General features: G+C 59.3%; 18 protein-coding genes and 1 tRNA gene. 1 reads left to right on the forward strand and 18 read right to left on the reverse strand.

The genetic code is table 11. From position 1 onward, the window contains the following. Nucleotides 1-82: 82 nt before the first annotated feature. From HMPREF2980_RS08775 to mca, 5 genes are all read right to left on the reverse strand, one after another. The gene (locus HMPREF2980_RS08775) at nucleotides 83-1,354 is read right to left on the reverse strand and encodes an MFS transporter (RefSeq protein WP_246822724.1); all 1,272 of its coding nucleotides are present in this window, start codon (nucleotides 1,352-1,354) and stop codon (nucleotides 83-85) included. A gap of 417 nt (nucleotides 1,355-1,771) precedes the next feature. Then, nucleotides 1,772-2,278 carry an NUDIX hydrolase gene (locus HMPREF2980_RS08780; RefSeq protein ID WP_070691471.1) on the reverse strand — a complete coding sequence of 169 codons (507 nt, stop codon included), beginning with the start codon at nucleotides 2,276-2,278 and terminating at the stop codon, nucleotides 1,772-1,774. Nucleotides 2,279-2,405: 127 nt separating this feature from the next. Further along, nucleotides 2,406-2,933 carry a prepilin peptidase gene (locus HMPREF2980_RS08785; protein ID WP_005508942.1) on the reverse strand — a complete coding sequence of 176 codons (528 nt, stop codon included), beginning with the start codon at nucleotides 2,931-2,933 and terminating at the stop codon, nucleotides 2,406-2,408. Nucleotides 2,934-3,040: 107 nt separating this feature from the next. Continuing rightward, on the reverse strand, nucleotides 3,041-3,850 hold the full coding sequence (gene uppS / locus HMPREF2980_RS08790) for a polyprenyl diphosphate synthase (RefSeq protein ID WP_070691473.1): 810 nt from the start codon (nucleotides 3,848-3,850) through the stop codon (nucleotides 3,041-3,043). Nucleotides 3,851-4,130: 280 nt separating this feature from the next. Next, nucleotides 4,131-5,102 carry a mycothiol conjugate amidase Mca gene (gene mca, locus HMPREF2980_RS08795; RefSeq protein ID WP_070691475.1) on the reverse strand — a complete coding sequence of 324 codons (972 nt, stop codon included), beginning with the start codon at nucleotides 5,100-5,102 and terminating at the stop codon, nucleotides 4,131-4,133. A 419-nt stretch (nucleotides 5,103-5,521) separates the two neighbouring features. Here mca and greA point away from each other — a divergent pair, with 419 nt between their 5' ends. Then, nucleotides 5,522-6,019 (forward strand): transcription elongation factor GreA, encoded by a 498-nt coding sequence (gene greA, locus HMPREF2980_RS08800; RefSeq protein WP_070691477.1) that lies wholly within the window; start codon nucleotides 5,522-5,524, stop codon nucleotides 6,017-6,019. A 168-nt stretch (nucleotides 6,020-6,187) separates the two neighbouring features. Here the strand turns inward: greA and ilvA are convergent, their stop codons facing one another. The 13 genes from ilvA to HMPREF2980_RS08865 form a co-directional block, all read right to left on the reverse strand. Then, on the reverse strand, nucleotides 6,188-7,441 hold the full coding sequence (gene ilvA, locus HMPREF2980_RS08805) for a threonine ammonia-lyase (RefSeq protein ID WP_005506856.1): 1,254 nt from the start codon (nucleotides 7,439-7,441) through the stop codon (nucleotides 6,188-6,190). Nucleotides 7,442-7,674: 233 nt separating this feature from the next. Continuing rightward, complete coding sequence (locus HMPREF2980_RS08810) at nucleotides 7,675-8,949, reverse strand: AI-2E family transporter (protein WP_070691478.1); 1,275 nt, start codon at nucleotides 8,947-8,949, stop codon at nucleotides 7,675-7,677. Between the two features lie 172 nt (nucleotides 8,950-9,121). Beyond that, nucleotides 9,122-10,111: a Bax inhibitor-1/YccA family protein gene (locus HMPREF2980_RS08815; RefSeq protein ID WP_044150729.1), complete on the reverse strand. Its 990-nt coding sequence runs from the start codon at nucleotides 10,109-10,111 to the stop codon at nucleotides 9,122-9,124. Between the two features lie 197 nt (nucleotides 10,112-10,308). Then, the gene (locus HMPREF2980_RS08820; protein ID WP_083313523.1) at nucleotides 10,309-11,193 is read right to left on the reverse strand and encodes a Cof-type HAD-IIB family hydrolase; all 885 of its coding nucleotides are present in this window, start codon (nucleotides 11,191-11,193) and stop codon (nucleotides 10,309-10,311) included. A 301-nt stretch (nucleotides 11,194-11,494) separates the two neighbouring features. After that, nucleotides 11,495-11,568, reverse strand: a tRNA-Leu gene (locus HMPREF2980_RS08825). A gap of 260 nt (nucleotides 11,569-11,828) precedes the next feature. Beyond that, nucleotides 11,829-13,214 (reverse strand): NAD(P)/FAD-dependent oxidoreductase, encoded by a 1,386-nt coding sequence (locus HMPREF2980_RS08830; protein ID WP_005508952.1) that lies wholly within the window; start codon nucleotides 13,212-13,214, stop codon nucleotides 11,829-11,831. 470 nt (nucleotides 13,215-13,684) lie between these two features. Beyond that, nucleotides 13,685-15,316 carry a S8 family peptidase gene (locus HMPREF2980_RS08835; protein WP_070614688.1) on the reverse strand — a complete coding sequence of 544 codons (1,632 nt, stop codon included), beginning with the start codon at nucleotides 15,314-15,316 and terminating at the stop codon, nucleotides 13,685-13,687. A gap of 63 nt (nucleotides 15,317-15,379) precedes the next feature. Continuing rightward, complete coding sequence (locus tag HMPREF2980_RS08840; RefSeq protein WP_005508954.1) at nucleotides 15,380-16,333, reverse strand: Ppx/GppA phosphatase family protein; 954 nt, start codon at nucleotides 16,331-16,333, stop codon at nucleotides 15,380-15,382. Nucleotides 16,334-16,485: 152 nt separating this feature from the next. Continuing rightward, nucleotides 16,486-17,085 carry a DUF501 domain-containing protein gene (locus HMPREF2980_RS08845; protein ID WP_049362335.1) on the reverse strand — a complete coding sequence of 200 codons (600 nt, stop codon included), beginning with the start codon at nucleotides 17,083-17,085 and terminating at the stop codon, nucleotides 16,486-16,488. Between the two features lie 95 nt (nucleotides 17,086-17,180). Beyond that, nucleotides 17,181-17,825 carry a septum formation initiator family protein gene (locus HMPREF2980_RS08850; protein ID WP_049352122.1) on the reverse strand — a complete coding sequence of 215 codons (645 nt, stop codon included), beginning with the start codon at nucleotides 17,823-17,825 and terminating at the stop codon, nucleotides 17,181-17,183. A 223-nt stretch (nucleotides 17,826-18,048) separates the two neighbouring features. Next, nucleotides 18,049-19,329 carry a phosphopyruvate hydratase gene (gene eno, locus HMPREF2980_RS08855; protein ID WP_005506838.1) on the reverse strand — a complete coding sequence of 427 codons (1,281 nt, stop codon included), beginning with the start codon at nucleotides 19,327-19,329 and terminating at the stop codon, nucleotides 18,049-18,051. A 371-nt stretch (nucleotides 19,330-19,700) separates the two neighbouring features. Then, on the reverse strand, nucleotides 19,701-20,447 hold the full coding sequence (locus HMPREF2980_RS08860) for a nucleoside triphosphate pyrophosphohydrolase (RefSeq protein WP_044150737.1): 747 nt from the start codon (nucleotides 20,445-20,447) through the stop codon (nucleotides 19,701-19,703). Between the two features lie 88 nt (nucleotides 20,448-20,535). After that, complete coding sequence (locus HMPREF2980_RS08865; RefSeq protein WP_070691482.1) at nucleotides 20,536-24,303, reverse strand: ornithinee aminotransferase; 3,768 nt, start codon at nucleotides 24,301-24,303, stop codon at nucleotides 20,536-20,538. Between the last annotated feature and the right edge of the window lie 19 nt (nucleotides 24,304-24,322).

Here is a 24,322-nt window from a genome sequence, read left to right on the forward strand (position 1 = left end):
GGGGCGACTCGCCATGACGGCGGGTCGCCCCTCCCTCTGTATGTGTTCTCTGCCCCGTCATTGAGTTGGTAGCGGGTTCTCACTATTGTTCAACAATATTGAACACTTTGAACTGTTTATAGTGGACCAGCGTGTAGATGAGGCAGAGTACAGCCGGGATACTGACGACAAGCGCAGCGTTGAAGGAGCCGAGATGGTCAAGCATCAGTGCTACCGCGCCCATGGAGTACAGCGTTCCTAATCCAAATACGGCACCGTCAAGGGAGCTGGCACGCCCCAGTAGCTCATTCGGTGTAATGCAGTCACGCAGATTATTGGAGAAGATGAAAGCTGATGCCCATCCTACGTCCAGGATGAAGAGCAAGGCGCCGAGCACTACGGGGTTATTGCTGATGGTGACGAGCGGTATTCCGAGCAGGGATACGACGTTGGCGACCAGTAGCATTCCTCGCGTGTTCTCGAAAGAGAGGAAACGATCGATGATGAGCGCCGCGACGATACCACCGATACCGCTGCAGGCCATAATCATGCCTACCACTGAGGCTTCAAAAGTGAGCTCCTCATACAGGCGGTAAATAATGATGAGTGAATACGATGCCGTAGCTGCCGCCAAGAAGAACGTGTAGACAAGGATAAGTCTCTGCGGGGCGCCGGAGAACATGTATTGGATACCGTCAAACATGCGGTGAATAAACCCATGTTGTGCGGTTTCGCGTTGCTCAGTTTTAGTTTCCATCTCTACGGATGGCAACGTTGCGTATGAAATAGTTGCCGCTCCGAAAAGGAGCACCGGGACGATAAGACCGACCGTTGCACCCGCGACAAGAACAATAAATCCTGCTGTAGGGGGTGCAATGATTGCGGATATTCCCTCGCAAATTTCACGACGTGCATTGTACGAAAGAAGGTTTTCTCGTCCGAGAAGCTGCGGAATATATCCTGCTTCTGAGGCAGCAGCCAGTTCGGAGAAGACACCGCTCACAAATCCTAGTGCGGCGATGGTGAACCATGACAGCATATGCTGCTCAATCATCAACGCCAAGGTAAGGATGCTGAGGATGTTTACTGCCCCGGCAATCACAATCATAGGTTTTCGAGGCAGACTATCAGATAGGGTTGCTAGTGGATATGCCAAGGCGATATTGGGGATTTGCATGGCTACCGCCATTACGCCAGCCAACCCAATTTCGCCTGTACTAGCGAGAATCGCGATGGGTAGGGCGAAGGAATATATTCCTGTACCTACCAGAGAGCCAATAAGGGCTACGTAGATTCTCCAGGGTATTTTATGTGTTGTCATGCTTTGCTCCTTCCAGGACGCATCAAAATAGCGCCCAAGAATTGCGATGAACACAATGAGCCTAGTTCACAGAAAAATGGCATGCCTTAAAGATTTATAGGCAGAGTAAAAGGAAAGCGACTACGCTCACCAGAACATCACGTGAACGAATCTTTCTCGGGTTACTGACTAATACGGGGCCGTCACTCCCAATGTAACCCGTGTCATATATAAAGCATCTCATGTACACCACTCATAACTCGATACACAGACGCAACTTAAGGTAAAGAAGACAAAAACAAAATAAAACCACGGCAACCTTTAGGCTTCCAGTCCCCCACTCCCACAGAAAAACAGGAAGAACCACCCAATAACATGTAACAAACTGTCATAAAAATGCTGGGAGGGGCGACTCGCCATGACGGCGGGTCGCCCCTCCTTCTGTATGTACAGGTTTAGTTCGGCAGCTTTTACTCAGTCCCAGTAACCGGTCTAGAGCTCTTCCGGCGGCACCGACTCCAAACCAAAACGGCAGTGGCCGTTATAGTTCAGCGCCGCATCAATACGGTCCAGCATCCGATCCGAAAGCAACGCACGCTCCGCCGGGTCAGACACATCCACCCAACGCACCTGCGAAGACTCCTCATCATTCACCTTCGCCTCACCAGAAACCCAGCGGCACAAGAACGTATGATCCAAGAACTGGCAGCGGTCACCATTACCGAACTGCATCGGCGGGTCAGCCTTCACCTGCGCCAGCTCCAGCACCTCAATCTGCACGTTCGCTTCCTCCTGCGCCTCACGCAGGCAGGTCAGTGCAGGGCTCTCCCCCGGGTCCACAATGCCCGTGATCGGGGTCCACGCCCCGTTATCGCTACGGCGCACCAGTAGCACCTTAGAATCCTGCTCACGGTACACCACAGCCGTCGCACCGGACAGCCACAGGTAATCCGATCCAATCTGCTCACGCAGCTTACGGATATAGGGAGGAGTAGGCATAACATTAACCTTTCAAAAGCCCCGGCAGTTCCGCCGAGAAATAGGTGCTAGAGAGCAGAGCGAACAGTCGCGAGCCGCACGAAGAACGAGCCCGCCACTTAGCCGGACGGTTACCCTACTTCGGAATCTACCACAGAGAATACGCCGGAGCCGCCAACGCCACCAGCGCACCCAGAAGCATAAACGGACCGAAGGCAATGCGGGTGCTACCGCGCGCCTTCGTAAACAGCACCAGAGCCAAAGACACCAGACCACCGGCAAGGAACGTCACCAGCGACGCCCAGCCCAGATTCGCCCAGGACAGGTACCCGAGCACGCCGCCCAGAATACCGGCAAGCTTCACATCCCCGCGGCCCAGCGCGCCAAAAGACAGGATACGCAGAAGCAGGTAGCAGAACCACAGCACCAGACCGGCACCAATCACACGCCAAATATCGGCGGGGCGACCGGCAAAAAGCAAAGACACCGGCAGCGCCGTATAGGTGGCAATAGCCAAAGGAATCAGGATGCGGTGCGGCAGACGGTGCTCCCGCACGTCAATACGCCACAGCCGCAGGGCGCACCACAGAAAATACAGCAGGTAGCTGCCGAGCACCAGAGCGGCAATAACGGAGGCGCCTCCAGCGTTGTAGAGGCGGGAAAGCTCAGCGAGCATAGAACGTCCATTCTGTATTGCTGGAGGCTGTACTACCGGAGACTGCTAGCCAGGAACCAGCCAGCCGGCCGAGAAACATGCACCGATGGCGCTAGGGCATCCAAGTTCTAGGAACCGAAGCGGCGGGAACGGTTCGCGTAATCCCGCAGGGCACGCAGAAAATCAACGCGTGTGAAATCCGGCCACAGGGCGCGGCAGAAATAAAACTCAGAATACGCGCTCTGCCAGGTCATGAAACCGGACAGGCGCTGCTCGCCCGAAGTGCGAATCAGCAGGTCCGGGTCGGGCATATCGGCGGTGTACAGGTGCGAAGAAATATCCTCCACACTCAGCTGTTCGGCAAGCGATTCCAAGGATGCGCCCTCAGCGGCGGCCTCACGCAGAACCGAGCGGACCGCATCCACAATCTCCTGGCGGCCGCCGTAGCCGACCGCAATGTTCACGCGAACACCGGGCAGGTGCGCAGTCTGCTCAATCGCCCAATCCAGGCGCTCGTGCAGCTGAGGAGGAATTAGGTCAATATTGCCGATAGCGCGCACCGGACCGCAGGCGGACTCCACCAGACGCACCAAGAACGCATCAATCACAGCGACCAGGCCGGTCAGCTCCTTCTCGGGGCGCTTCAGGTTCTCAGTGGAGAGCATGTACAGGCTCACCTGCGGAATCGACAGCTCAGTACACCAGGCCAGAAAATCAATAATTCGCTCCGCACCGGCGGCGTGGCCCTCACGGGTGCTCAAGCCGCGCTGAGCCGCCCAGCGGCGGTTACCGTCCACCAGCACTCCAATATGTGCCGGCAGGGATTCGGGGCTCAGCGAGCGCGCCAGAGCCTGCTCATAGATGGTAGGCTCAGTGACAGTGCCGGGGTTGCTGGCGTGGCCGTGCACAGTAATCACGGGCAGGGCGTTGGCGCTCATAGCTCATACCTCATTCGGCTGTCGTGGCAGATAATTCAGCGGGCTCATAACGAAAGAGTCCAAGCTCTTATTCTACGCCGCCGCGCCGTACCTTCGCGGCAATCGGCATCACGGTTGGGCTGAGAATCGGCTCAAAATTTGTGGCATCTGGTGGCGGCGTTCGGGGTTGTGCACAGGGGCTGCACGCATCGCGCGCCTAAGAATGGATGATGCCCTTCACCTACGACTCATATCGTGGGTGAAGGGCATCATTGTAACGCGCGGGGCGATGCACCCCAGCCTAGATAACGTAGTAGTCGCTCAGGCCCTCGTCCAGGCTAGATTCGGGCAGCTGAACCTCAGCGTGCGAGGCGGCCAGCGTGTAGTCCTCCCAGGGCCAAATATCCTTCAGCTTCTCACTGGGAACGGCGAAGAACACGCCGTTCGGGTCCACCTGCGAGGCGTGCGCGCGCAAAGCCTGATCGCGCTGCTCAAAGTGCTCGTGAACCAGGATGCGGGTCGTAGTCTCGTGGCGAGGCGCCTCCCCCGAGGAAGCGCGGTGCGCGATGTTCTCAATCCAGCCGCTCAGCAGGCTCTCACCGTGCGTATCGAGCAGATGCTCGTGCAGGGCGAGGGTGCGTTCGGGGTTGAATGCGCGGTCGTAGTAGAGCTTCAGCGGGGTCCAGGGCTCGCCCTCACCCACGTACGCTTCGGGGTCGCCTGCATTCTCGAATGCTTCCACGGCAACCTTGTGGGTCATGATGTGGTCGGGGTGCGGGTAGCCGCCGATTTCGTCATAGGTGATGATGATGTGCGGGCGGTACTCACGCACCAGACGCACGAGCGGCGCGGCGGCACGATCCAGGGGCATGGTGCCAAAGCTACCGAAGGGCAGAGGCGGCATGGGGTCACCCTCCGGCAGACCGGAGTCGAAGAAGCCAATCCAGCGGTGCTCAATACCCATAATCTCGCGAGCAGCCGCCATTTCAGCGCGACGCAGACCCGGCAGGTCACGGTGTGCACGCGGGCTCTTATCGATCTCCTCATTCAGGATGTCACCGCGCTCGCCGCCGGTCATCGTCGCCACCATGAAGCGAGCACCACGGGCAATATACGCCGAAGCGGTACCGGCGCCCTTAGAGGACTCGTCGTCCGGGTGAGCGTGCACCGCGAGGATGCGCAGACCGGTGTAGTCCTCATCCAGCGGTTTGAGGGAGTCCACGGGAGGGTGAGTCGGCAGGTTTGCCTTCAGCTGTTCAATGGCTTCGCTCACGGTGGTCTCCTTTAGGTGATGCGCCAGGGGGTCGATGATGTGTCTGTGACTCGCAAATGCGAGCGCTACACGGCAGAAATTTTACGGTTGTAGCTTCTCGTATGATACCCAAGGATAGCGCCGGTGTACTAGCGCAGATGACGCCGTGTGACATCGTGAAACGTGCCGTCATATCAGCAGATTCACAGGTCTGAAACAAGCTGATACTGGCAGAATGTTCAGCTACTGGTGTGCGTACCGACGAAGATGCGTTCAGAGGGGAAGATACGACCGGCATAACAGCCGAAAATCCTCCGGTGCTCTAGAATAGGTCTGTTGATTCATTCCGTTACCGGCACCGCCGCGTATTGAACGCGGCACGCGGTAGCGGGTTTATTCGTTTCGCACCGGCAGAGCCGGCGCATAAGCAAAGGACACGCATGGCTGAAAACACCGGTGCATGGCTCACTCAGGACGCCTTCGACCGCCTCACCCAGGAGCTGGAGTACCTCTCCGGCCCGTACCGCCAGGAAATCGTTGACCGCATCGCGCAGGCACGCGATGAGGGTGACCTCCGCGAGAACGGCGGCTACCACGCAGCACGCGACGAGCAGGCTAAGAACGAGGCGCGCATCAAGCAGCTTAAGCACCTGCTCGAAACCGCACAGATTGGTGAGGCGCCCGTTGATGACGGCGTGGTAAGCCACGGCATGGTCATCGAGGCTGAGGTTGCAGGCCGCACCCTGAAGTTCCTGCTCGGCTCCCGCGAAATTGAGGACACTCTGCCTGCAGGTAGCGACCTGAAGGTCTTCTCTGAGAAGTCCCCCCTCGGCGCAGCAATTATGGGTGCTAAGCAGGGCGACGAGGTTTCCTACACCGCTCCGAACGGTAAGGAACTGAGCGCCAAGATTGTCTCCGTGACCCCTTACCAGGGCTAAGAGACTAGCTAAGAAGCTAGGCTGCGAGACAGCGCTAGATTTAAAACAAACAGTGCGGGGTGCTGACTATAACGGTCAGCACCCCGCACTGTTTTTGTCTATTCTTGCGTTCTGCCGATAAAGCTCAGACGCACCTATTACAGCTCGTCGGCTAATAAATATATCGGCTTAGTAGACGATGATGGGCTTGAAGCCCTCATCCTCCAGGGCAGAAATAACCTGACGGCAATGCTCCACGCCCTTAGTTTCCATATCGATCGTAATCGACACGTCACCCATGGAGAGCGAGCCACCCACGCGGGTGTGGTCCACACCGGTCACGTTCGCGTCGTTCTCAGAGATAATGCGGGAGATGGTCGCCAGCTCACCCGGGCGGTCAGAAAGCATCATCTTCACGGTCATGTATCGGCCAGCCGCAGACAGACCGCGCTGAATCACCTTCAGCATCAGCATCGGGTCAATATTGCCGCCGGAGAGCACACACACGACCGTGCCCAGGTCGCCGTACTCTTCCTTCAGCTTGCCGTTCATCAGCGCCGCCACGGGCACCGAACCGGCAGGCTCCACCACAAGCTTGTTACGTTCCATCAGGAAGATCAGGGCGCGAGCAATATCGTCTTCGCTCACGGTCGCCACATCGTCCACCAGCTCCTTGATAATGGAGAAAGGCATCTGGCCGGGGCGGCCCACCGCAATACCGTCAGCGATGGTGGAAACCTTCTTTAGCGGCACCAGAGCATCCGCAGCCAGCGACAGCGGGTACGCCGCCGCGTGCTCCGCCTGAACACCAATAATCTTGATCTTCTTACCGAGCTTCTGCTCCTTCGCGCGGATAGCAGCGGACAGACCAGCAAGCAGACCGCCGCCGCCAACACCCACAATCACGGTGTCAACGTCCGGAACCTGCTCCAGGATTTCCAGACCGATAGTGCCCTGGCCGGCAATAATGTCTTCATTGTCGAAGGGGTGCACGAACACCGCGCCGGTCTCTTCGGCGTAGCGCTTCGCCTCCGCCAGAGCCTCATCCACGGTCACGCCGTGCAGCTCAACCTCAGCGCCGTGATCGCGGGTCGCGGTAATCTTCGGCAGCGCCGCACCCAGCGGCATGTAAATACGGGCCTTAATGCCCAGACGGTCAGCAGCCAGAGCCACACCCTGAGCGTGGTTACCCGCGCTCGCAGCCACAACGCCGCGCTTCTTCTCCTCCTCAGAAAGCTTCGCCATACGCACGTACGCACCGCGCACCTTGAAGGAACCGGCACGCTGCAGGTTCTCGCACTTGAAGAAAACCTCTGAACCGAGGCGCTGGCTCAGCGCACGCGAATGAGCGACGGGGGTGCGTTCAATAACGCCTTCGAGCAGCTCTGCGGCACGTTCAATGTCGGTGAGGGTCACGGGCAGGGAGTCGAGATCTACGCTCACGAGGTTTCCATTCTGACGGTGCGTTGTCCCGCGGGCGCGGGATGGTGATGTATTGCTCATCCCATTTTAGAGGATGGGTACAGCGAAGGGGGCTACCCGGTCGCAAGTAGCCCCCTGGCGAGACACCGCCGTAGACGGCATCGCGGCCGGCGGTATCGCCGGGACGAGTTAGCGGTGCGTTATCGAGGGTGGCGGGGTGCCCTACGCCAAAACCTCCCGCTCGATGCAGGCCCCTAGTCTTCGGAGGAGTCCGAAGCCTCGGAAGCCTGGTTCTCAGGCTCCTCAGCCTTCTGACGGCTCGGCACCCGGGAGGTCAGATTCTTGACGCTCTCCTGCCGTTCCTGGGCCTTCTCCTCAGCCTGCTCGCGGCGAGCCACCTCGTGCGGGAAGAGGAACTCCTCCTCACGAGGTGCTTCCTTCTCCCAGTCACGGTTCGCCAGGTAACGCACCACCGCGTTGACCACAGCCAGAGTCGGCACAGCGAACAGAGCACCCACCGCACCAAAAATCATGGATCCACCAGCCACCGAGAAAATAACCGCCAGCGGGTGCAGGGAGACAGCCTTACCCATAATGAGCGGCTGCAGAATGTGGGATTCGAGCTGCTGAACCAGCAGAACAATACCGAGCATAATCAGCGCCTGCACCGGGCCCAGAGCAACCAGCGCCAGCAGCACAGCCACAGCACCGGAAATGAGAGCACCAATCACCGGAACGAAGGAGCCGAGGAAGACCAGCACACCCAGCGGGATAGCCAGCGGCACGCCCAGAATTGCGGCACCAATGCCAATGCCGATAGCGTCAATAGCCGCCACCAGAATCTGAACGCGCACGTACGCGCCCAGGGACTTCCAACCCGCACGACCCGCACCGTTGACGGCGGCACGCGCATCCTTCGGGAAGAGGCGGGTGACGAACAGCCAGATACGCTCGCCCTCCATCAGGAAGAAGACCAGGGTAAACAGGGTCAACAGGGTGCCGGTTGCAACCTCAGCCGCAGTCGAACCCACCCGAGACACACCGTGCAGCACGGAGCTGGGGTTATTGGTTGCAGCACTCTCCATCTGTTCCAGCAGCTGGTTCAGCTGGTCTGCACCGAACTCGTAACCGAGGTCCTTCAGCCAACCAATCAGCTGCTGGTAGCCCTGCATCGCCTTATCCGCCATGGACACAAAACCGCGCAGAATCTGCTGACCGGTCAGCGAAATAATACCGGCGAGCACCAGAATCATACCGATTTCGGCAATAGCCGCCGCGCCACCGGCACGAACGCCCTTCTTACGCAGAAGCATCACGGCGGGGCTCAGCAGAGCCGCCAGCAGCAGAGCCACCAGAAGAGAAATAACCAGCAGGGAGACGTGCCCCAGGCCCTTCCAAAGGATCCAACCGGCACCGGCAATCATAATGATGCGCCACGCCCAAGCACCAGCAACTTCCATAGCAAAAGGCACCCGGTAGCCGCGCTTCTCCTCGGCTACATGTTCTTCTGCAATAGGTGTAATTTTCACGGTGTCTCCAAATCGTTATCGGTGTCGCGCCCGCGCGGGGCAGCTTCGGCTGCCCCAGCGGAGGCGGTATGTGGTGATGTTGTTGCGCCCCTCCCCTGCGCCTCGATACATCGGGGAAGTAAAGCGGCAAAGGCGGCGGCACCATCACGGTACCGCCGCCTCATAACGAGCTTTAGTCGTTGCTAAAGATGCTTGCCAGGTACATGAGAACACGCAGGATCTCAACGTACAGCCAGACCAGAGAAGCGGTCAGGCCGAATGCAAGACGCCAGGACTCACGCTCGGGCAGGCCAGCCTCCACAGCCTCGGAGGTGGTGGTGAAGTCCAGCAGCAGCGAGTAGGTTGCCAGCGCAACAGCGAACAGACCAACCACCAGGCCCAGCGGAATACCACCAATAGAGAAGCTGTTCAGCGAGGAACCGAAGATACCCGCGGTCAGCATGGACACCAGGCCGTAACCCAGGTAGCTGAGCGCACCAATCATGAAAATCTTATTCAGCTTGGGGGTGGTGCGAATCTTGCCGTTGGCGAAGAGAGCCAGGGTCACACCCGCAACCACGAGGGTTGCCAGAACCGCCTGAACTGCCACGCCGGGGTAGCGCATATCCACAACAGCGGACAGACCACCGAGTAGCAGACCTTCCATGAGCGCGTAGGTCATGACCAGAATCGGGGAAACCTTCTTCTTGAAGGAGTTCACCAGACCCAGGACCAGACCGCCAACCATGCCCAGGAGCAGCAGCACCGGTGCATTCCATGCAACAGCGGCACCGACAGCGACCAGGCCCAGGTTGATACCGGTCTTAACCAAGACATCGTTCATGGTCAGGCGCTCACCGGCGGGGATGGGCTCCGAGTAGGTGGGGGCTGCTACGCCGTAGTCAGCCTCACCGTACGGCTGGCCGTACTGTGCCTGCTGACCGTACTGGGGCTGACCATACTGCTGGCCATAGGGCTGCTGGCCGTAGGTGTTCTGGCCGTAGCCCTGCTGATCATACTGCTGACCGTACTGGCCATAGGTCTGCTGCTGACCGTACTGTGCCTGCTGACCGTACTGCGCCTGCTGGCTGGTCTGCTGCGGCTGCGCACCAAAACGACCGAAACGAGAGTCACCCTGAGTGACATTCTTCGTCATTGAATTCAGAAGCGGGTTTCCCGCCATCTTTCTCTCCTTAAACGGGTACAAAACTAATTCTGTTAATTATATCGGATAGATTCTGTGCTCACGGGCGCTGTTCGTTACCAGCATGGGCTTCTAGCGACCTTGCCAGAATATTTCAGGGCGGTGTTTACCTGAGGTTCACCCAGGCCCGCGCCGCCCCGCATGCAAAGGCTTCTGCGCGTCTCTTTGTGAAGCGTCTAGTGCGAAGCTTCCAAACGGTCCAGGAGCTGTTCCAGATACTCCAGAACTGCCTGTTCCTCGTTCGAGCCAATCACCTCATCAGCAGCATTTCGCACAACCTCCGGGGCATTAGACATGGCAACACCCCAGCCCGCGTAGCGGAGCATTTCCATGTCGTTCTCACCGTCACCGAAGGCAAGAATGCCCGCCGGATCAGCATCCAGACGCTCGCACAGGTCCTCCAGACCGGTCGCCTTATTGACACCGGTACGCACCAGATCAATGGCACCGAAGCCGCTAACCATCGGAGTGACGGTCTGCGGAAGAACCTCACGCAGGTAAACGCTCAACTGCTGCGTCTGCTTAGGCGGAGTCAACAGCGGGAACTTAATGGGTGCGCCCTCAAAATCTTCAATAGAGTCAACCATGACCGAGCCGGGGAAGAAGAACGCCGCAAAGTCCTCCAAGGTGAGGGTTTCGGGAAGCTCCTGACCGGTGTCTTCAAAATAGCCGCGAATCATGTGCACAATCTGGTCACAGCGGTCCTTAGGCAGGTAGATACCCTCGGTAGTGCAGACCAGCAAACCAATCTGATCCAGCCCCTGGACTATCTCAATGATGCGCGGCACATCCTCTTCCACAAAGGGATGCACGGCAAGCTGACCGCTCTCATCAGCAAGGTATGCCCCATTTTCAGCAATATAGGTAAGACCTCGCCCTTCAAAGCCGCGCATATAGTCCCGCAGCTTGGCGTAGGTGTTTCCGCTCGCCACAACAAAGTGAATTCCCTGCACCTGCAGGCGGGGCAGGATGCGCGCGAACCGTTCGGTGTCGAAGGTTTTGGAGTCGGTGAGGAAGGTGCCGTCCATATCAACGGCAATGATGGAGGGTATAGTCTGCATGCTGTGCCTTTCTGACTCTGCTGCCCCATTCAGGCTGGGGTGCATCTGTGGCTGCGTCTCTTCTAGGGTCTCACGTTTTTGAGCTCCGGAAGACGGTATGCGGGCGTTTTTGAGAGTGGAGCCCACGGGTACCATCGCTTCCTTCGAGCAGGTGGGCATCCCCATGGCAACCGAACTGGTCGGGGGCATCGTCTTTTACCCCCCCAAAAAAAACCCAGACATGTAAACCTTCAAACACGCGAGCGGCGGCTCCTCCCCTACGGGAAGAGCCGCCGCTCATCGTTATTGCTTATCAACACAGTGCCCCCACTGGGACTCGAACCCAGAACACAAGGATTTTAAGTCCTCTGTCTCTGCCAATTGGACTATGAGGGCGTATCCCGAACAGTCCGGGACACAAATATTTATTATTCCACGAAAACGCACTCGAATCTAAGCAGAGACACATTTCAAACAGTTCCCCGCACCCCGCCGCAGCAAGCATCACACAAAAGCGCTGGTGGGCAGCTAAGCTAGACAGCTCGCAAGCATCCAGGCGCAAAATGGGCGGCGCGGAAGACCAAAGTCTTCCACACCGCCTATTGCTTTTATCTCAAATGCGCTACCTCAGGGGCGTACCCCTAAGTCAGGCTATTTTAGAGCTTTGCCTTCTGGCGTGCCGGTGCAGTACCGGTTGCTTCCTGGAATGCCAGGCGCGGGGAACGCTGGTGGCGAATCGAGGAGGTGTCGCGACCGAAGATCTGGTTCAGTGCCCAGGTGGTCATAACGCGAACGGTACGCTCGGTGGTGGGGATTGCAGAGCCGTGGTAGCCGCGGTGCATGATCCATGCCAGCGGGCCGCCAATGGTCTTGCCCTTGAAGTTTGCAACGCCCTTCCACAGGCCCAGACCTGCCACAACACCAATGGTCTCGTGGTAGTAGTCGGTCAGGGGCTCGCCGCGGCGAGCAGCCAGCAGGTTCTTAGCCAGAACAACAGCCTGGCGGGAAGCGTGCTGAGCGTTGGGAACGCAGAAGCCGCCCACGCCGCCACCGGAGAGATCCGGAACAGCTGCGTTGTCGCCTGCAGCCCAAGCACCCTCGACCACGCCGTCGTCGCCGGTGACGCGCAGGTCTGCGCTCACGCGAACGCGGCCACGCTCGTCAATCGGGAAGTCGGTGTTCTTCAGCATCGGGGATGCTGCCACGCCTGCGGTCCAGATCAGGGTGTCGGTCTTGATCTCGCCTGCGGGGGACTTGTCAGCCATGTTGATCAGCTGCAGGTTGCCGTCGGTTGCGTCGGAGAGGGAGGTGTTCAGCAGGATCTCGATGCCGCGTGCACGCAGCTCTGCAACAACCTTCTCTGCACGGTCTGCGGGGACCTCGGGCATGATGCGCGGTGCGGCCTCGACCATAACGAAGTGCAGGTCGGAAACGGAGAGACGCTCGTTGCGCTCCACAGCAACGCGTGCCATGTCCTCGAGCTCGGAGATGGTCTCAACGCCAGCGAAGCCACCACCAACGATGACGAAGGTCAGGGCACGGCGGCGTGCCTCAGCGTCGGACAGCATGGATGCAACCTCGATGCGGTCCAGAACCCAGTTACGAACGGAGACTGCCTCTTCGATGGTCTTCAGACCGATAGCAACCTCTGCCAGACCCGGAATCGGGAATGCGCGGGTCACAGCACCTGCGCCGAGAACGATCTCGTCGTACTTCAGCTCGAAGGGCTCACCGTTGTCGGTGGGCTCAACAACAGCGGTGCGGTTTGCGTGGTCGATGGAGACAACGCGACCGGGGATCAGCTCGGTGTCGCGCAGGTGCTGACGCAGCGGCACAGTTGCGTTACGGCCTTCCATGGAACCTGCTGCAACCTCGGGGAGGAAGGGCTGGTAAGTCATGTAGGGGTTCGGCTCAACGATGGTGACGACGCCACCGGTCTCCTTGATAGCCTTCTGGATCTTCTTAGCAACGGTGAAGCCGACGTAGCCGCCACCGACAATCAGGACGCGAGGACGGTCCTGTGCCACCTTAGTGAATGCCATTTTGTTACTTCCTAGTCTTTAGGTACCGAGGTTCGGTAGCCCCGGTAGGTTGGTATGTGCAACTTTCGGGTCGTTCCGAAAGCTCCCCTGACGAACAAAGCGGCTCGCTCTGGAAGTCCTTGCGCAACGCGAAGTGGCTAGCAGCACGAGCCTGTCTATCACATACCTGTTGTCTTTTATTTTACGCCTTTGTTTAGGTAATTTCGCACCTATGGTCCCTTTGAGCTGAGCCTAAGTTAAAAGTTTTGAAGATATGAACAGAGTTCATCTCGTGATGCGGGTTACAGTCAAAAATACCCTTTCCGTTTTTTGCGCAACATATTCGATATTTTCGTTTATTGGGGTGTTCCGCCGTCTCAAGCCAGATCTCAAAGAACAAAGCCCGGGACCAGCTCAAAAGTCAGCCCCGGGCGAACAGGAGAAGTCTCCGCAGAGAAGAAAAACACCGGCACCCCAGACTCACAAGAACCCTAACGAGTCCCCCTCCGGGCACCCCGCTGCGACCCCTTTGAAACACGACTCTTTCCGTGATGAGCACCCGGATGATGCGCCATCTCACGAGCCATCCGCGCAGCCTGCCCCGCGCTCACATGCATCCTATGCAAACGATGCACCGAACCAGCCGTAATAATCGTCAGCCACAACGTCAGCGCCGCCAAAATTACCGGCGGCAACCAGCCACGATCCTCCGGAGGACGACGCGCATCCGGCGCAGCCGCCTTCACAATGCTCTCGCCCTCCTCATGGACCGGCGCAGCATCACTCGGAATCGGCTCACTCACCTGCTGCTTACGGTGCACCGCAATCCACTCAGAAATCGAACCCAACGGATTCGCCGTCACCGTAGGCGCCGCCAAAGCCATCGCATCCTGCGGATTGAAAATACCGTAACCATACAAAGGGTCACGGCCCGTCACACCAGCATCATCAGCCGAAGCAATCAAACGTTGGACCAGCTGAGCCGCCGACTCCTTCGGATACTTCTGCTTCAACAAAGCAGCAACACCCGTCACCAACGGAGCAGCAGCCGAAGAACCCGACCAAATCATGTACCCATTACCCGGAGCAGCCGCAATCATATCCGTACTCGGAGCAACCACAGCAATCGAAATACCCTGAGTCGACGAGCCCTCAGAAACCTGTTTATTCCGGTCAATACCGCCCACCGTCAACACGCCAGGAATCGTCGCCGGAGCACCAACCTGCGTCAAGCCGCTACCGCGGTTACCCGCAGCCGCAACAATCAGCACGCCCTTCTGCTCCGCATAGGCAAACGCCTCATCCCAGCTCTGCGGCCAGCTCGTCTTATTCGAGCCAATCGACATGTTAATAATCTGAGCCCCGTGGTCGACTGCATAACGCACCGCCGCCGGGATCTGCTCATCAATACTCTTACCGCCGGTCGTACCCATATTCAGCGAAATCGGCAGAATCTTCGCCTCGGGAGCCACACCAATCACACCGGTCGGCTTACCCGGCTGACCCGCAATCGCAGAATAGCCCTGCGTATCGTGGCCGTGACCTGCAATGAGAGAAGCGACCTCCGTGCCGTGCATCGGCTCAGCACCCAGGCCCTTCCAGCCGTCCTCGCTGCCCACGCCCGAGGCATCATAACCACGCAGAACATTACCCTCAAGATCCGGGTGGGTACCGTCCACGCCCGTATCAATCACAGCAACCGTCACGCCCTTACCCGTAGCCTGCGACCACAAGGACGTAATACCGTACTCGTTCAGCCAATACTCACGCTGACGAACATCATCACCATTCGTGGTCGACGTGCCCTTACTCGGAGTTGCGGAAGTCTTCGGCACCGCAGTAGCCGACGGTGAAGGAGTCGCCGTCACCTCCCTCTTCGGGCTCGGCGAAGCAGAAGGGGTCGGGTCCGTCGCCCAGGCAACAGGCGCCATCGGAGTCCACAACGGCAGAAGAGTCAACGCGGCACTGGCCCCCAAAGCTGCAACCTTACGAATGCGGCGAGTAGCGCCTCGGTCAGAACCAACCGAGGCGCGCACACCAAATACACGAGACGCACAGGCGAAAGACGGCGCAAAAGACCAGCCGGTCAGGGGCATACCTCGCCGACGCTCAGAACGAACCATTAAAACTCCTCAAGCTGAGCCGCGCCGTGAATCACCGTTGGTTCACGGCGCGAGCGCTCAAGCCTACAGCTGGGACAGAGCGATACCGTCCAGAATGTCGTGCTCACTGACGGTCACCGAATCCACGGCGCCATCAGTCATCTCATTCAGACGGGTCAGGATACGGGCGTAAATCGTCGCGCCGGCACCAATCACATCCACCCGACCGGGGTGCATGTAGCCGAGCTCCTCACGCTCAGTACGGCTCAGCGAAGCCAACCAGCGGGCAGTCTTCTGAACGGTCTCTACGGAGAAGCTCTGAGCGTTAATAGCTTCAGAGTCATAACGGTCCAGACCCAGCGCGGCAGCAGCCACAGTGGTTGCGGTACCAGCCACAGCCACCACGCGGCGCGCATCCTGCAGGGGCACAGTCTTACGTGCCACCTCGAGAGCCTCGTCAGTATCAGCCTCAACGCGGGCAATCTGCGAGTCAGTGGACGGGGCGCTCATCATGTGACGCTCAGTCAGGCGCACACAACCAATATTGACGCTGCGGGAAGCCTTCACACCCGACTCGTCGCCGAGCACGAACTCAGTCGAACCGCCGCCCAGGTCAAACACCAGGGTGTCACCGTCGCCGTAACCGACAGCGCGCACCGCACCAGCGAAGGACAGAGCAGCTTCCTCATCACCGCTGATCACCTCGGGCTCAATACCCAGAATCTCGCGGATACCATCCACGAACACCTGACGGTTACCCGCATCGCGAGTCGCACTGGTCGCCACAAAACGCACCGAATCAGCGCCGTGCTCCTTCAGCAGCTGCGCATACTCACGAGCCGCAGCGAAGGTGCGGTCCAGCGCCTCCTGCGCCAGCCAGCCGGTCGCGTCCACGCCCTGACCCAGACGCACAATGCGCATCTCACGCACAACGTCCTTCAGGACGGTCTTCTCGACCCCGTCCACCACCTCAGTAGTGGAATCAGCAATCAGCAGGCGAATAGAGTTCGTACCGCAGTCAATCGCACCAACGCGCACGGTGGGTTCCTTTCAGGTCTTCAATACCAATCAGTGCCAAAGGCAACGCGAGCGCCGCAGGCGAAAAATTTTCGCTTTTCGGCGCTCTTTCTTCTATCTATTATGCGCCCGCACCGTCCTTCAAGACGATGCGGGCGCACCAGAATCAATATTTAGGCTTCTTCACGCCACGCGGGGTCGCAGGAGCAGACCTCGGGGGTCCACCACTCGGCGATAGCGTCCAGGCCGCGGTCACCCATCGGGTTCACGCCGCGACCCACCGACAGAGTGTGGCCGATAACAGCGTGCAGGCACTTCACGCGGGTCGGCATACCGCCGGCAGAGATGCCGTCAATCTCCGGGACCTCTTCAGCGCCGCTGATTAGGCGGATGCGCTCACGCTCAGCCAGGTAGTTCTCGTGCGCGGCAGCGTACTGTGCCGCCAGGTCCGCGTCCTCAGCCAGCGAGTCGGTCATCTCGTACATCAGGCCGCCCGCCTCCAGGCGGGAAGCCGCAGCGGTAATCACCGGATGCGCCAGGTAGAAAACGGTCGGGAAGGGGGTGCCGTTGCTCAGGCGCGGCGCGGTAGCAGCCACGAGCGGGTTACCGCACACGCAGCGTGCCGGAATCTCAATCACGTCGCGGACCTTACGGCCCAGCTGCGCGGAGAGAACACGGATGTCCTGCTCGGTGGGGGTCAGGGTTTCAACAGTTACGCCGAAGCCGCCGGGGGTGCGTGCCTTCAGCTCTTCAATGGTGTTTTCGGTGCTCATAATCCTAAGTTTCTGGAACGAGGGGTCACCTCGTCCGCTTGTGCCGGGTGCTTGCCGGGTGCTTGCCAAGGCAGGGTTCCTGCCGGTGGCTGGGGCTAGTTCTTCTCGAGAGAATTCCAAACCTTCGTGGTCCAGGCTTCCTCGGGGGCGTTCTTCGCGTTCGCAGAAGTACCGTCCGCCTTCGTGGAGTCCTCGGTAATGCCGGTGACCACGTAGGGGGTGTCGCCGGGGTTCACATAGTAGAGGCGGCTACGTGCCTGCTGACGAACGTAGTTGTCGTCGTTCCACCAGGTCTGCTCCGCCTTCAGCTGGGCGTTCTCCTGTTGCAGCTGGGAAATGTGCGTGTTGATCTGCTTGATTTCCCGGTCCTGGTCAATGTAGGTGACCACCGGGTATGCGGTACCGAGCGCAATCACGCCCACCACAACAGCGGTCAGGAAGCTACGACCGGAGAACATATGAGCCGCCACGGGGGCATCGTATCCGCCTTCTTCACTGCCCTGCTGGGCTGCGGCGCGGCGGCGGGCACGCTCCTCACGGCGAGCCTGCGCCTGACGTTCACGCTCGGGGTGGCGCTGGTTCAAGCCCACGCCGAAGAAAAGGGCACTAGCCTTTTTCATCAGGGAGGTGCGGGCTTCCTTAGCGGCGCCACGCGGTTCTTCGGAGGTGGTAGCGCCCTGAGCGGGTTCGGTGGAACTCTTAGAGTGCGACCGGGTCTGCTGGTTTGCTCGCTGGCTCATTGCTCTGTCCCTCGTTCCATTCTGTACCGCTAAGCGCTTCCTTCATATTCTACCGGGTTCAGAGAGCTTCCCCAGCTCTATGTTGCAAGCGATACATTCTACCCTGCCACGGCATACCTGAGCTGATAGACCGCACACAGAGAAGGAGGCGGTGCCACTCCCCTACGGGGTAGCACCGCCTCCCTGGCGTCTAACCGCTCACGCGGTCGGATGCTTCAGTAACTTATGCCTTGAAGCGGGGGAATGCGGACTTGCCAGCGTAAACAGCTGCCTCGCCCAGCTCTTCCTCAATGCGCAACAGCTGGTTGTACTTAGCAACGCGCTCGGAACGTGCGGGAGCACCGGTCTTGATCTGGCCAGCGTTGGTTGCAACAGCCAGGTCAGCGATGGTGACGTCCTCGGTCTCACCGGAACGGTGAGAAACCATGCAACGGTACTCGTGGCGCTGTGCCAGCTCCATTGCGTCGAGGGTCTCGGTCAGCGAACCGATCTGGTTCACCTTCACGAGCAGAGCGTTAGCTGCGCCCTCTTCGATACCGCGAGCCAGACGCTCGGGGTTAGTCACGAACAGATCGTCGCCAACGATCTGGACCTTGTCACCGATCTGCTCGGTCAGGGTCTTGTAGCCCTCCCAGTCGTTCTCGTCCAGGGGATCCTCGATGGAAACCAGGGGGTACTTTGCAACGAGGTCAGCGTAGTATGCGCTCATCTCAGCTGCGGACTTCTTCTGGCCCTCGAACTCGTATGCGCCGTCGTTGTAGAACTCGGAGGATGCAACGTCCAGTGCCAGTGCAACCTGCTCGCCCGGCTTGTAGCCAGCCTTCTCGATTGCCTCAACGATTAGGTCCAGTGCGGCTGCGTTGGACTCCAGGTTGGGTGCGAAACCACCCTCGTCGCCCAGGCCGGTTGCCAGGCCGCGGTCGTGCAGCACGGACTTCAGGGAGTGGTAAACCTCAACACCTGCGCGCAGAGCGTCAGAGTAGTTGTCGAAGCCGATGGGAGCAATCATGAACTCCTGGATGTCAACGTTGGAGTCTGCGTGAGAACCACCGTTGAGGATGTTCATCATGGGGACGGGCAGAACGTGAGCGTTCGGGCCGCCGAGGTACTTGTACAGGGGCAGATCAGCGGACTCAGCAGCTGCCTTAGCAACAGCCAGGGAGACACCCAGGATTGCGTTTGCGCCCAGCTTGCCCTTGTTGTTGGTTGCATCCAGAGCAATCATGGCTGCGTCAACAGCGCGCTGGTCGGAAGCCTCAATGCCGATGACCTCTTCAGCGATTTCTTCGATAACAGACTTCACTGCGCCCAGAACACCCTTGCCCAGGTATACGGACTTGTCGCCATCGCGGCGCTCAACAGCTTCCCACTCACCGGTGGATGCGCCCGAGGGCACAGCTGCGCGTGCGAAAGCACCGTCTTCGAGCAGAACCTCAACCTCAACGGTCGGGTTGCCACGGGAATCCAGGATCTGGCGTGCGTGAACTGCGGTAATAACAGCCATGAATTGTTCTCCTTATGAGATGTCAAGGATGTGAACGGCTCACCCGGTAGTGGACAAGTCGCGTCCCCTAAATTCTAGCAAAACTCCCACACAAACACACTAGTTGCCACCGCTTTTTTATTGCCTTAATGAAGGTTTCAATAACCCTTAGTCAGGCGCTACAAAGCGGAACAAGACCCACACTCCCCCACATTGGGAGGGTGTGGGTACTCGACCAAAGCACAACATGAGCCCAAATGCCGGGGCATGTGCCACGAGCATACTCACGGCCGCCCAACACAACCCCAAACAAACAGAAGGCGCTTTGAAATCTCTTATTCCCTCAGAGAACAGATTTCAAAGCGCCTCACAGAAGAACTCAACCAGCGTTTCTAATAGCTCGGCTCATCATGCGTATGCTGAGCAATATAGCGGCGAGTGTACGAACGCAGGGCACGCTCCGGATCCAAACCATTACGCTGTGCGCGGCTCACCAACGCAAAGAGCAACTCACCGAATTCCTCTTCAGTGTGCATATAGCGCAGGTCGTCCTCCATGCTCGTAGGCTCCGGCGGCAGAATAATACCCGCCTTACGTGCCTTCACAGCAGTCTTCTCAGCCATAGCGAGCGCCGGCAGATGCGGCGGAATACCGTCCAGCGCGCCACGGTCGCTCTTCTCCTTCTTCTTCAACGCATCCCACGCCGCCTGCTGCTCAGCTGCGGTGCGGGGCGCCTCCGAAGAGCCCTCAGACTCAGCCGTGAACACGTCCGGGTGGCGCGAACGAAGCTTCTGCACCAGGCCCTCAACCACCTGCACGATGTCGAAGCCCTGCGGGTTTGCCGCAGCAATATCGGAATGGAACACCACCTGCAGCAGCACGTCGCCCAGTTCCTCACGCAACAGCGGCATATTCGGCTCTCCACCGGTTTCTACCGCCTCGACAACCTCGTAGGCTTCCTCCACCAGGTAGCGGATTAGGGAGGCATGAGTCTGCTCAGCATCCCACGGGCAACCGCCCGGTGCACGCAGCAGCGCCATGGTTTCCACCAGGGCGCCAAAAGCTTCAGCCGCGCGGGCAGCAGTGTCCTGAACGTTCTGCGCCGCAGAAGCCTCAGGAGTATTAGGGGTATCAGTCATAACAATCTTCCTCATCGAAAAAATGACAAACATAGCACGCCGCGCCGACCCCCACACGGGGAGCCGGCGCGGCACACCTTACAAGGTTTTAGAGGTTCCAGTGCGAAAGCGCGCTCGTCATATGAGCCGGGATCTTCGAACCCAGACGCGGGAACATGCGCAGCTCCTCAACGTAACGCTCAGCATCCAGCGGACGCGGGTAGGTGACAAACGCCTGCTCATTCGCATAATCGAATGCCGCCTGAACCGGCACGCCCGGGGTGAAGGTCAGGCTCATAGCCAGCGGCGAGCCCTCGCCCTCGCTGTACGAGTCGGTCTTCAGCGCCGGGATGTCCAGCAGGGTTTCGGGAATCAGCTCGAAGGTACGGACCTGCTCCCAGAAACCGTTGCGGCGCACGTGGGTCAGGGCGTCGTAGTAGGAGCCGAGGGCACGTACACGAATCAGCACGGTGGTGGCATCCTTTGCGGTGCCGTTCTCGCCGAAGAGGTGCTCGACAACCGGCGCCAGACGCTGAGCGACCTGAGCCTCGGTCAGAACCAGGTTGCCGGCTGCCAGCTGAGTCTCCGAGGGAACCAGCGGGCTCTGCACCGCGGCGGAGGGGGTGTCCGGCTCAGCCACGATGGTGGGTAGCTGGTTGAGCTCGCTCAGCGCGGATGCCGAGATGCTGGAGGAGATACCTGCCGGGGTGCTCTCCGGCAGGGCAACCGGGGTGGTCGCCTCGGAGGCGGGTGCCGCCTCTGCTACCTCTGCTGCCGGTGCTGCCGGGGCAGTCTGATCGGTAGCCTCGGAGGCGGGTGCAACCGCTACGGGAGCCTCAGCAATCTTAGCCGCGGGGGCCACCTCAACGGTCTTGAGCTCAGCGGCCTTCTCAGCGGGCTCTTCCTGAGCGCCGGTAGCCTTCGCCTCAGATGCCTTTGCCTCGGCAGCCTTCGTAGCGGCGCCGGCGGTGCCCACTGCGGCAGCTGCGGCAAGAGCACCAGCCAGGCCGGGAGCCACAGATGCGCTCTCAGCGGCAGGCTCAACGTCTACGAGGGCAGGTTCCTCGGCGGGCGCTTCAGCGGAAGCGGCGGAGGTTTCCTTCTCAGGCAGCAGTTCAGAGTCGTCCAAGAACGCGGGCAGGGCGGGCTCTTCGGAGCTCTCTGCGATCGGCTCATCTGCAGCTTCTTCAACGGGCTGGGTGCGGTCCAGGGTGAAGGACTCAGCAACCACGGGAGCGGCAGCCTTCTGCTCCTCGGCAGCCAAAACTTCCTCAGCCGAAACTTCCTCAGCGGGTGCTTCCTCAGCAACTGCGGGGGCTGTTGCTTCCTCAGCGTCCAGCTTCTTCTGAGCGTTGGCGACAATGGTGGCCAGGGCGGCTTCCATGTCTTCGCCGGGCTCTACAGAGTCCTCGGCAGATGCCTCGACTACCTCAGCGGCAGATTCTTCGGCATGCTCGGTTTCGGGCTCTACGGTAGCCGCACCGAAGACCGGGTCGTTCTCGTAATCGTGCTCGAACTCAGCTTCAACCGGCGCAAACTCAGCCTGGGCAGGCTGGGCGGCAGGCTGGGCAGAAGCTTCAACAGCCTCCTCTACGTCTTCCTTCTCCTGCGCAGAAGCGGCAGAACCAGCCACAGCAGTACCGGCAGCGGCAAGACCTGCAGCAGTCAGCAGACCCGCGGAGGCGTCCCCTTCAGCAGTCTCAGCTACAGGCTCTTCAGAAGCTGCGGTAGCTGCCTCAGCCTCGTTCGCAGCCTGCTTCTCAGCGAGTTCAGCCTCCAGCTCACGCTCGATAGCCTCACGTTCAGCCTCAACCGGGTCAACACTCTGAACAGCAGCTTCCTGAGGCTCATCCTGCGAGGTAGCCTCAGCGGCCTCAGCGGTCGCAACGGGCTTAGCCTCAACAGCGGCACCTTCCAGCAGGAAGCTCTCGCTAATAGTCTGACCATCCACAGCACCCAGGTACGATGCGTGAACCTCCAGGCCATCACCCAGGCGCGGCTTCAAAGAGACAGCCGCACGGTTCCAGGTTGCGCCGACCTGCTGAGCCTCGGTGTACAGTGCCGCAACGGGTGCAAACCAGTCAACACCGGGCACGACAATGCCGGTTTCAACCTCACGGCCGCGGTGCAGCAGACGGTAGTGCATATCCTCATCAACCTGGCGCAGTTCCAGGCTCATGGTGCCCGAACCGCGGGTGCGCATAAGCTCCGCAAGGCCGTGGAGAGCACGCTGCTCGGGGAGCGCGGGCAGGGTTGCCGCGCCCTCAACGGGCTCGCTCAGGATGATGGATTCGGCAACCAGTTCAGCTTCGTCTTCGCTGAGCTTCTGCTCAGTTTCCTTCAACTCAGCAACGGGCTCCTCAGTGGAGTCATCACGAGCAGCAGACTCGTGCTTCTCTGCTTCCTTCTTATCGATGCCCTCTGCGGTCAGCGCGACGCTCTGAGAGGTACCCTTTTCGGTCTTCTCCTCAGCCTTTTCAGCCTTTTCGGTCTTTGCGGTAGAGGCAACGGCAGCTGCAGCAACTACGGGGGCAGCAACAGCGGAGGCGTCAAAGATCAGCTCTGCGGTGTTCTCTTCTTCAGCGTCGAAGTCCTTAGCCGCGGGCGCTTCAGAGACGGACACGTCATGCTTCTCCTCAACGGATACGGCGGAGAGCAGCTCGGTCTCATCAGAGACCGCGTTTTCTTCCTCAGTAAGTTCAGATGCCAGCAGCTCAGGCGCCTCAACGACAGCCTCAATCGGCTCTTCCTCAGTAGCGGTAGCAGGCTCTACAACTTCTTCTTCACCTGCGGTGAGGTCAACGGTCTCCTCGGATTCGAAGTCTTCAGCAGTCTCAGCAACAGTTGCGGATACCTCAGACACATCGGTGTCCTCAACAGATTCAGTAGCTTCAGCGGGCTCAGGTGCCTCAGTAGTTGCCTTGTCAGCAGCAGTTTCCTCAGCGATCGCCTCATCGGAAGCAACCTCTACAAAGGTCTCCTCTTCGCTGTCCAAGGTGATGCCCAGGCGTGCCGCGTAGGCTGCCGCCAGATCGTCCAGACCGGCGTTCTGCGCCTCGGTCACGGCGGCATGGGTGCGGGCTGCCTTCATATCTTCAACGGTATGAATTTCCTCAGCTTCAGATGCAGAATGAGCGTTCTCAGACTTGTTCTCGGAAGCTTCTACAACAGCCTCGGCAACCTCAAGCTCTTCGCGGCCCTCTGCCTCGCCTGCAGTATCTGCATCGGCCTCAGCATCCTCAGCGGCAGTATTCTCAGCGGCAGCATCTTCGGTGTTCTGGGCACGCACAGCACGCAGGTGCTCCTCAAACTGGGAACGTGCATCCTCTGCAGCGTCCTTAGGCTCCTGCTCCTCGACAGATGCATCCTCATCTGCAGACTCTTCGTCATCGCGCAGGAACGCGGGCGTTGCGGGCTGAGCAGCCTCAGCAACCGGGGCGTCATCTTCTTCAACGTCCTGGGCCTGAGCTACCTGCTCGGCCTCAACAGGCTCCTCAGATTCCTGGGGGAAAGCACCAAGCGCAGCCAGCAGGCTACGACGCTCCTGCTCCTCCGCCTGATCCTCAGTCAGCTCATCAGTAGCGGAAGATTCTTCAACCTTCTCATCGCCGTGCAGAAGGGCACGCTTGAGATCCTCAACAGCGCGGTGCTCCTCATTCTGCTCTTCATCGTGGTTCTGCTGGCGTGCGCTTTCAGACTTCACGAAGCGGCGCAGGGAGTCCTCCCACTGCTGCTGTTCCATAATCTTCTGGCTCAGTCGCGCGTTCTTGGGAGCGTCTTCGCTTACCTGTTCCTTCTGGACCTTAGCAGTTTCGGCGCTCTGTTCTTCGCGCGACTGCTCATCCAACTTCTTCTTGCCGATTCCAAAGAAGCTCATTGGGTGTCCTCCTCCGGCG

It is taken from the genome of Rothia sp. HMSC076D04 (assembly GCF_001814645.1).
GTDB lineage: Bacteria > Actinomycetota > Actinomycetes > Actinomycetales > Micrococcaceae > Rothia > Rothia mucilaginosa.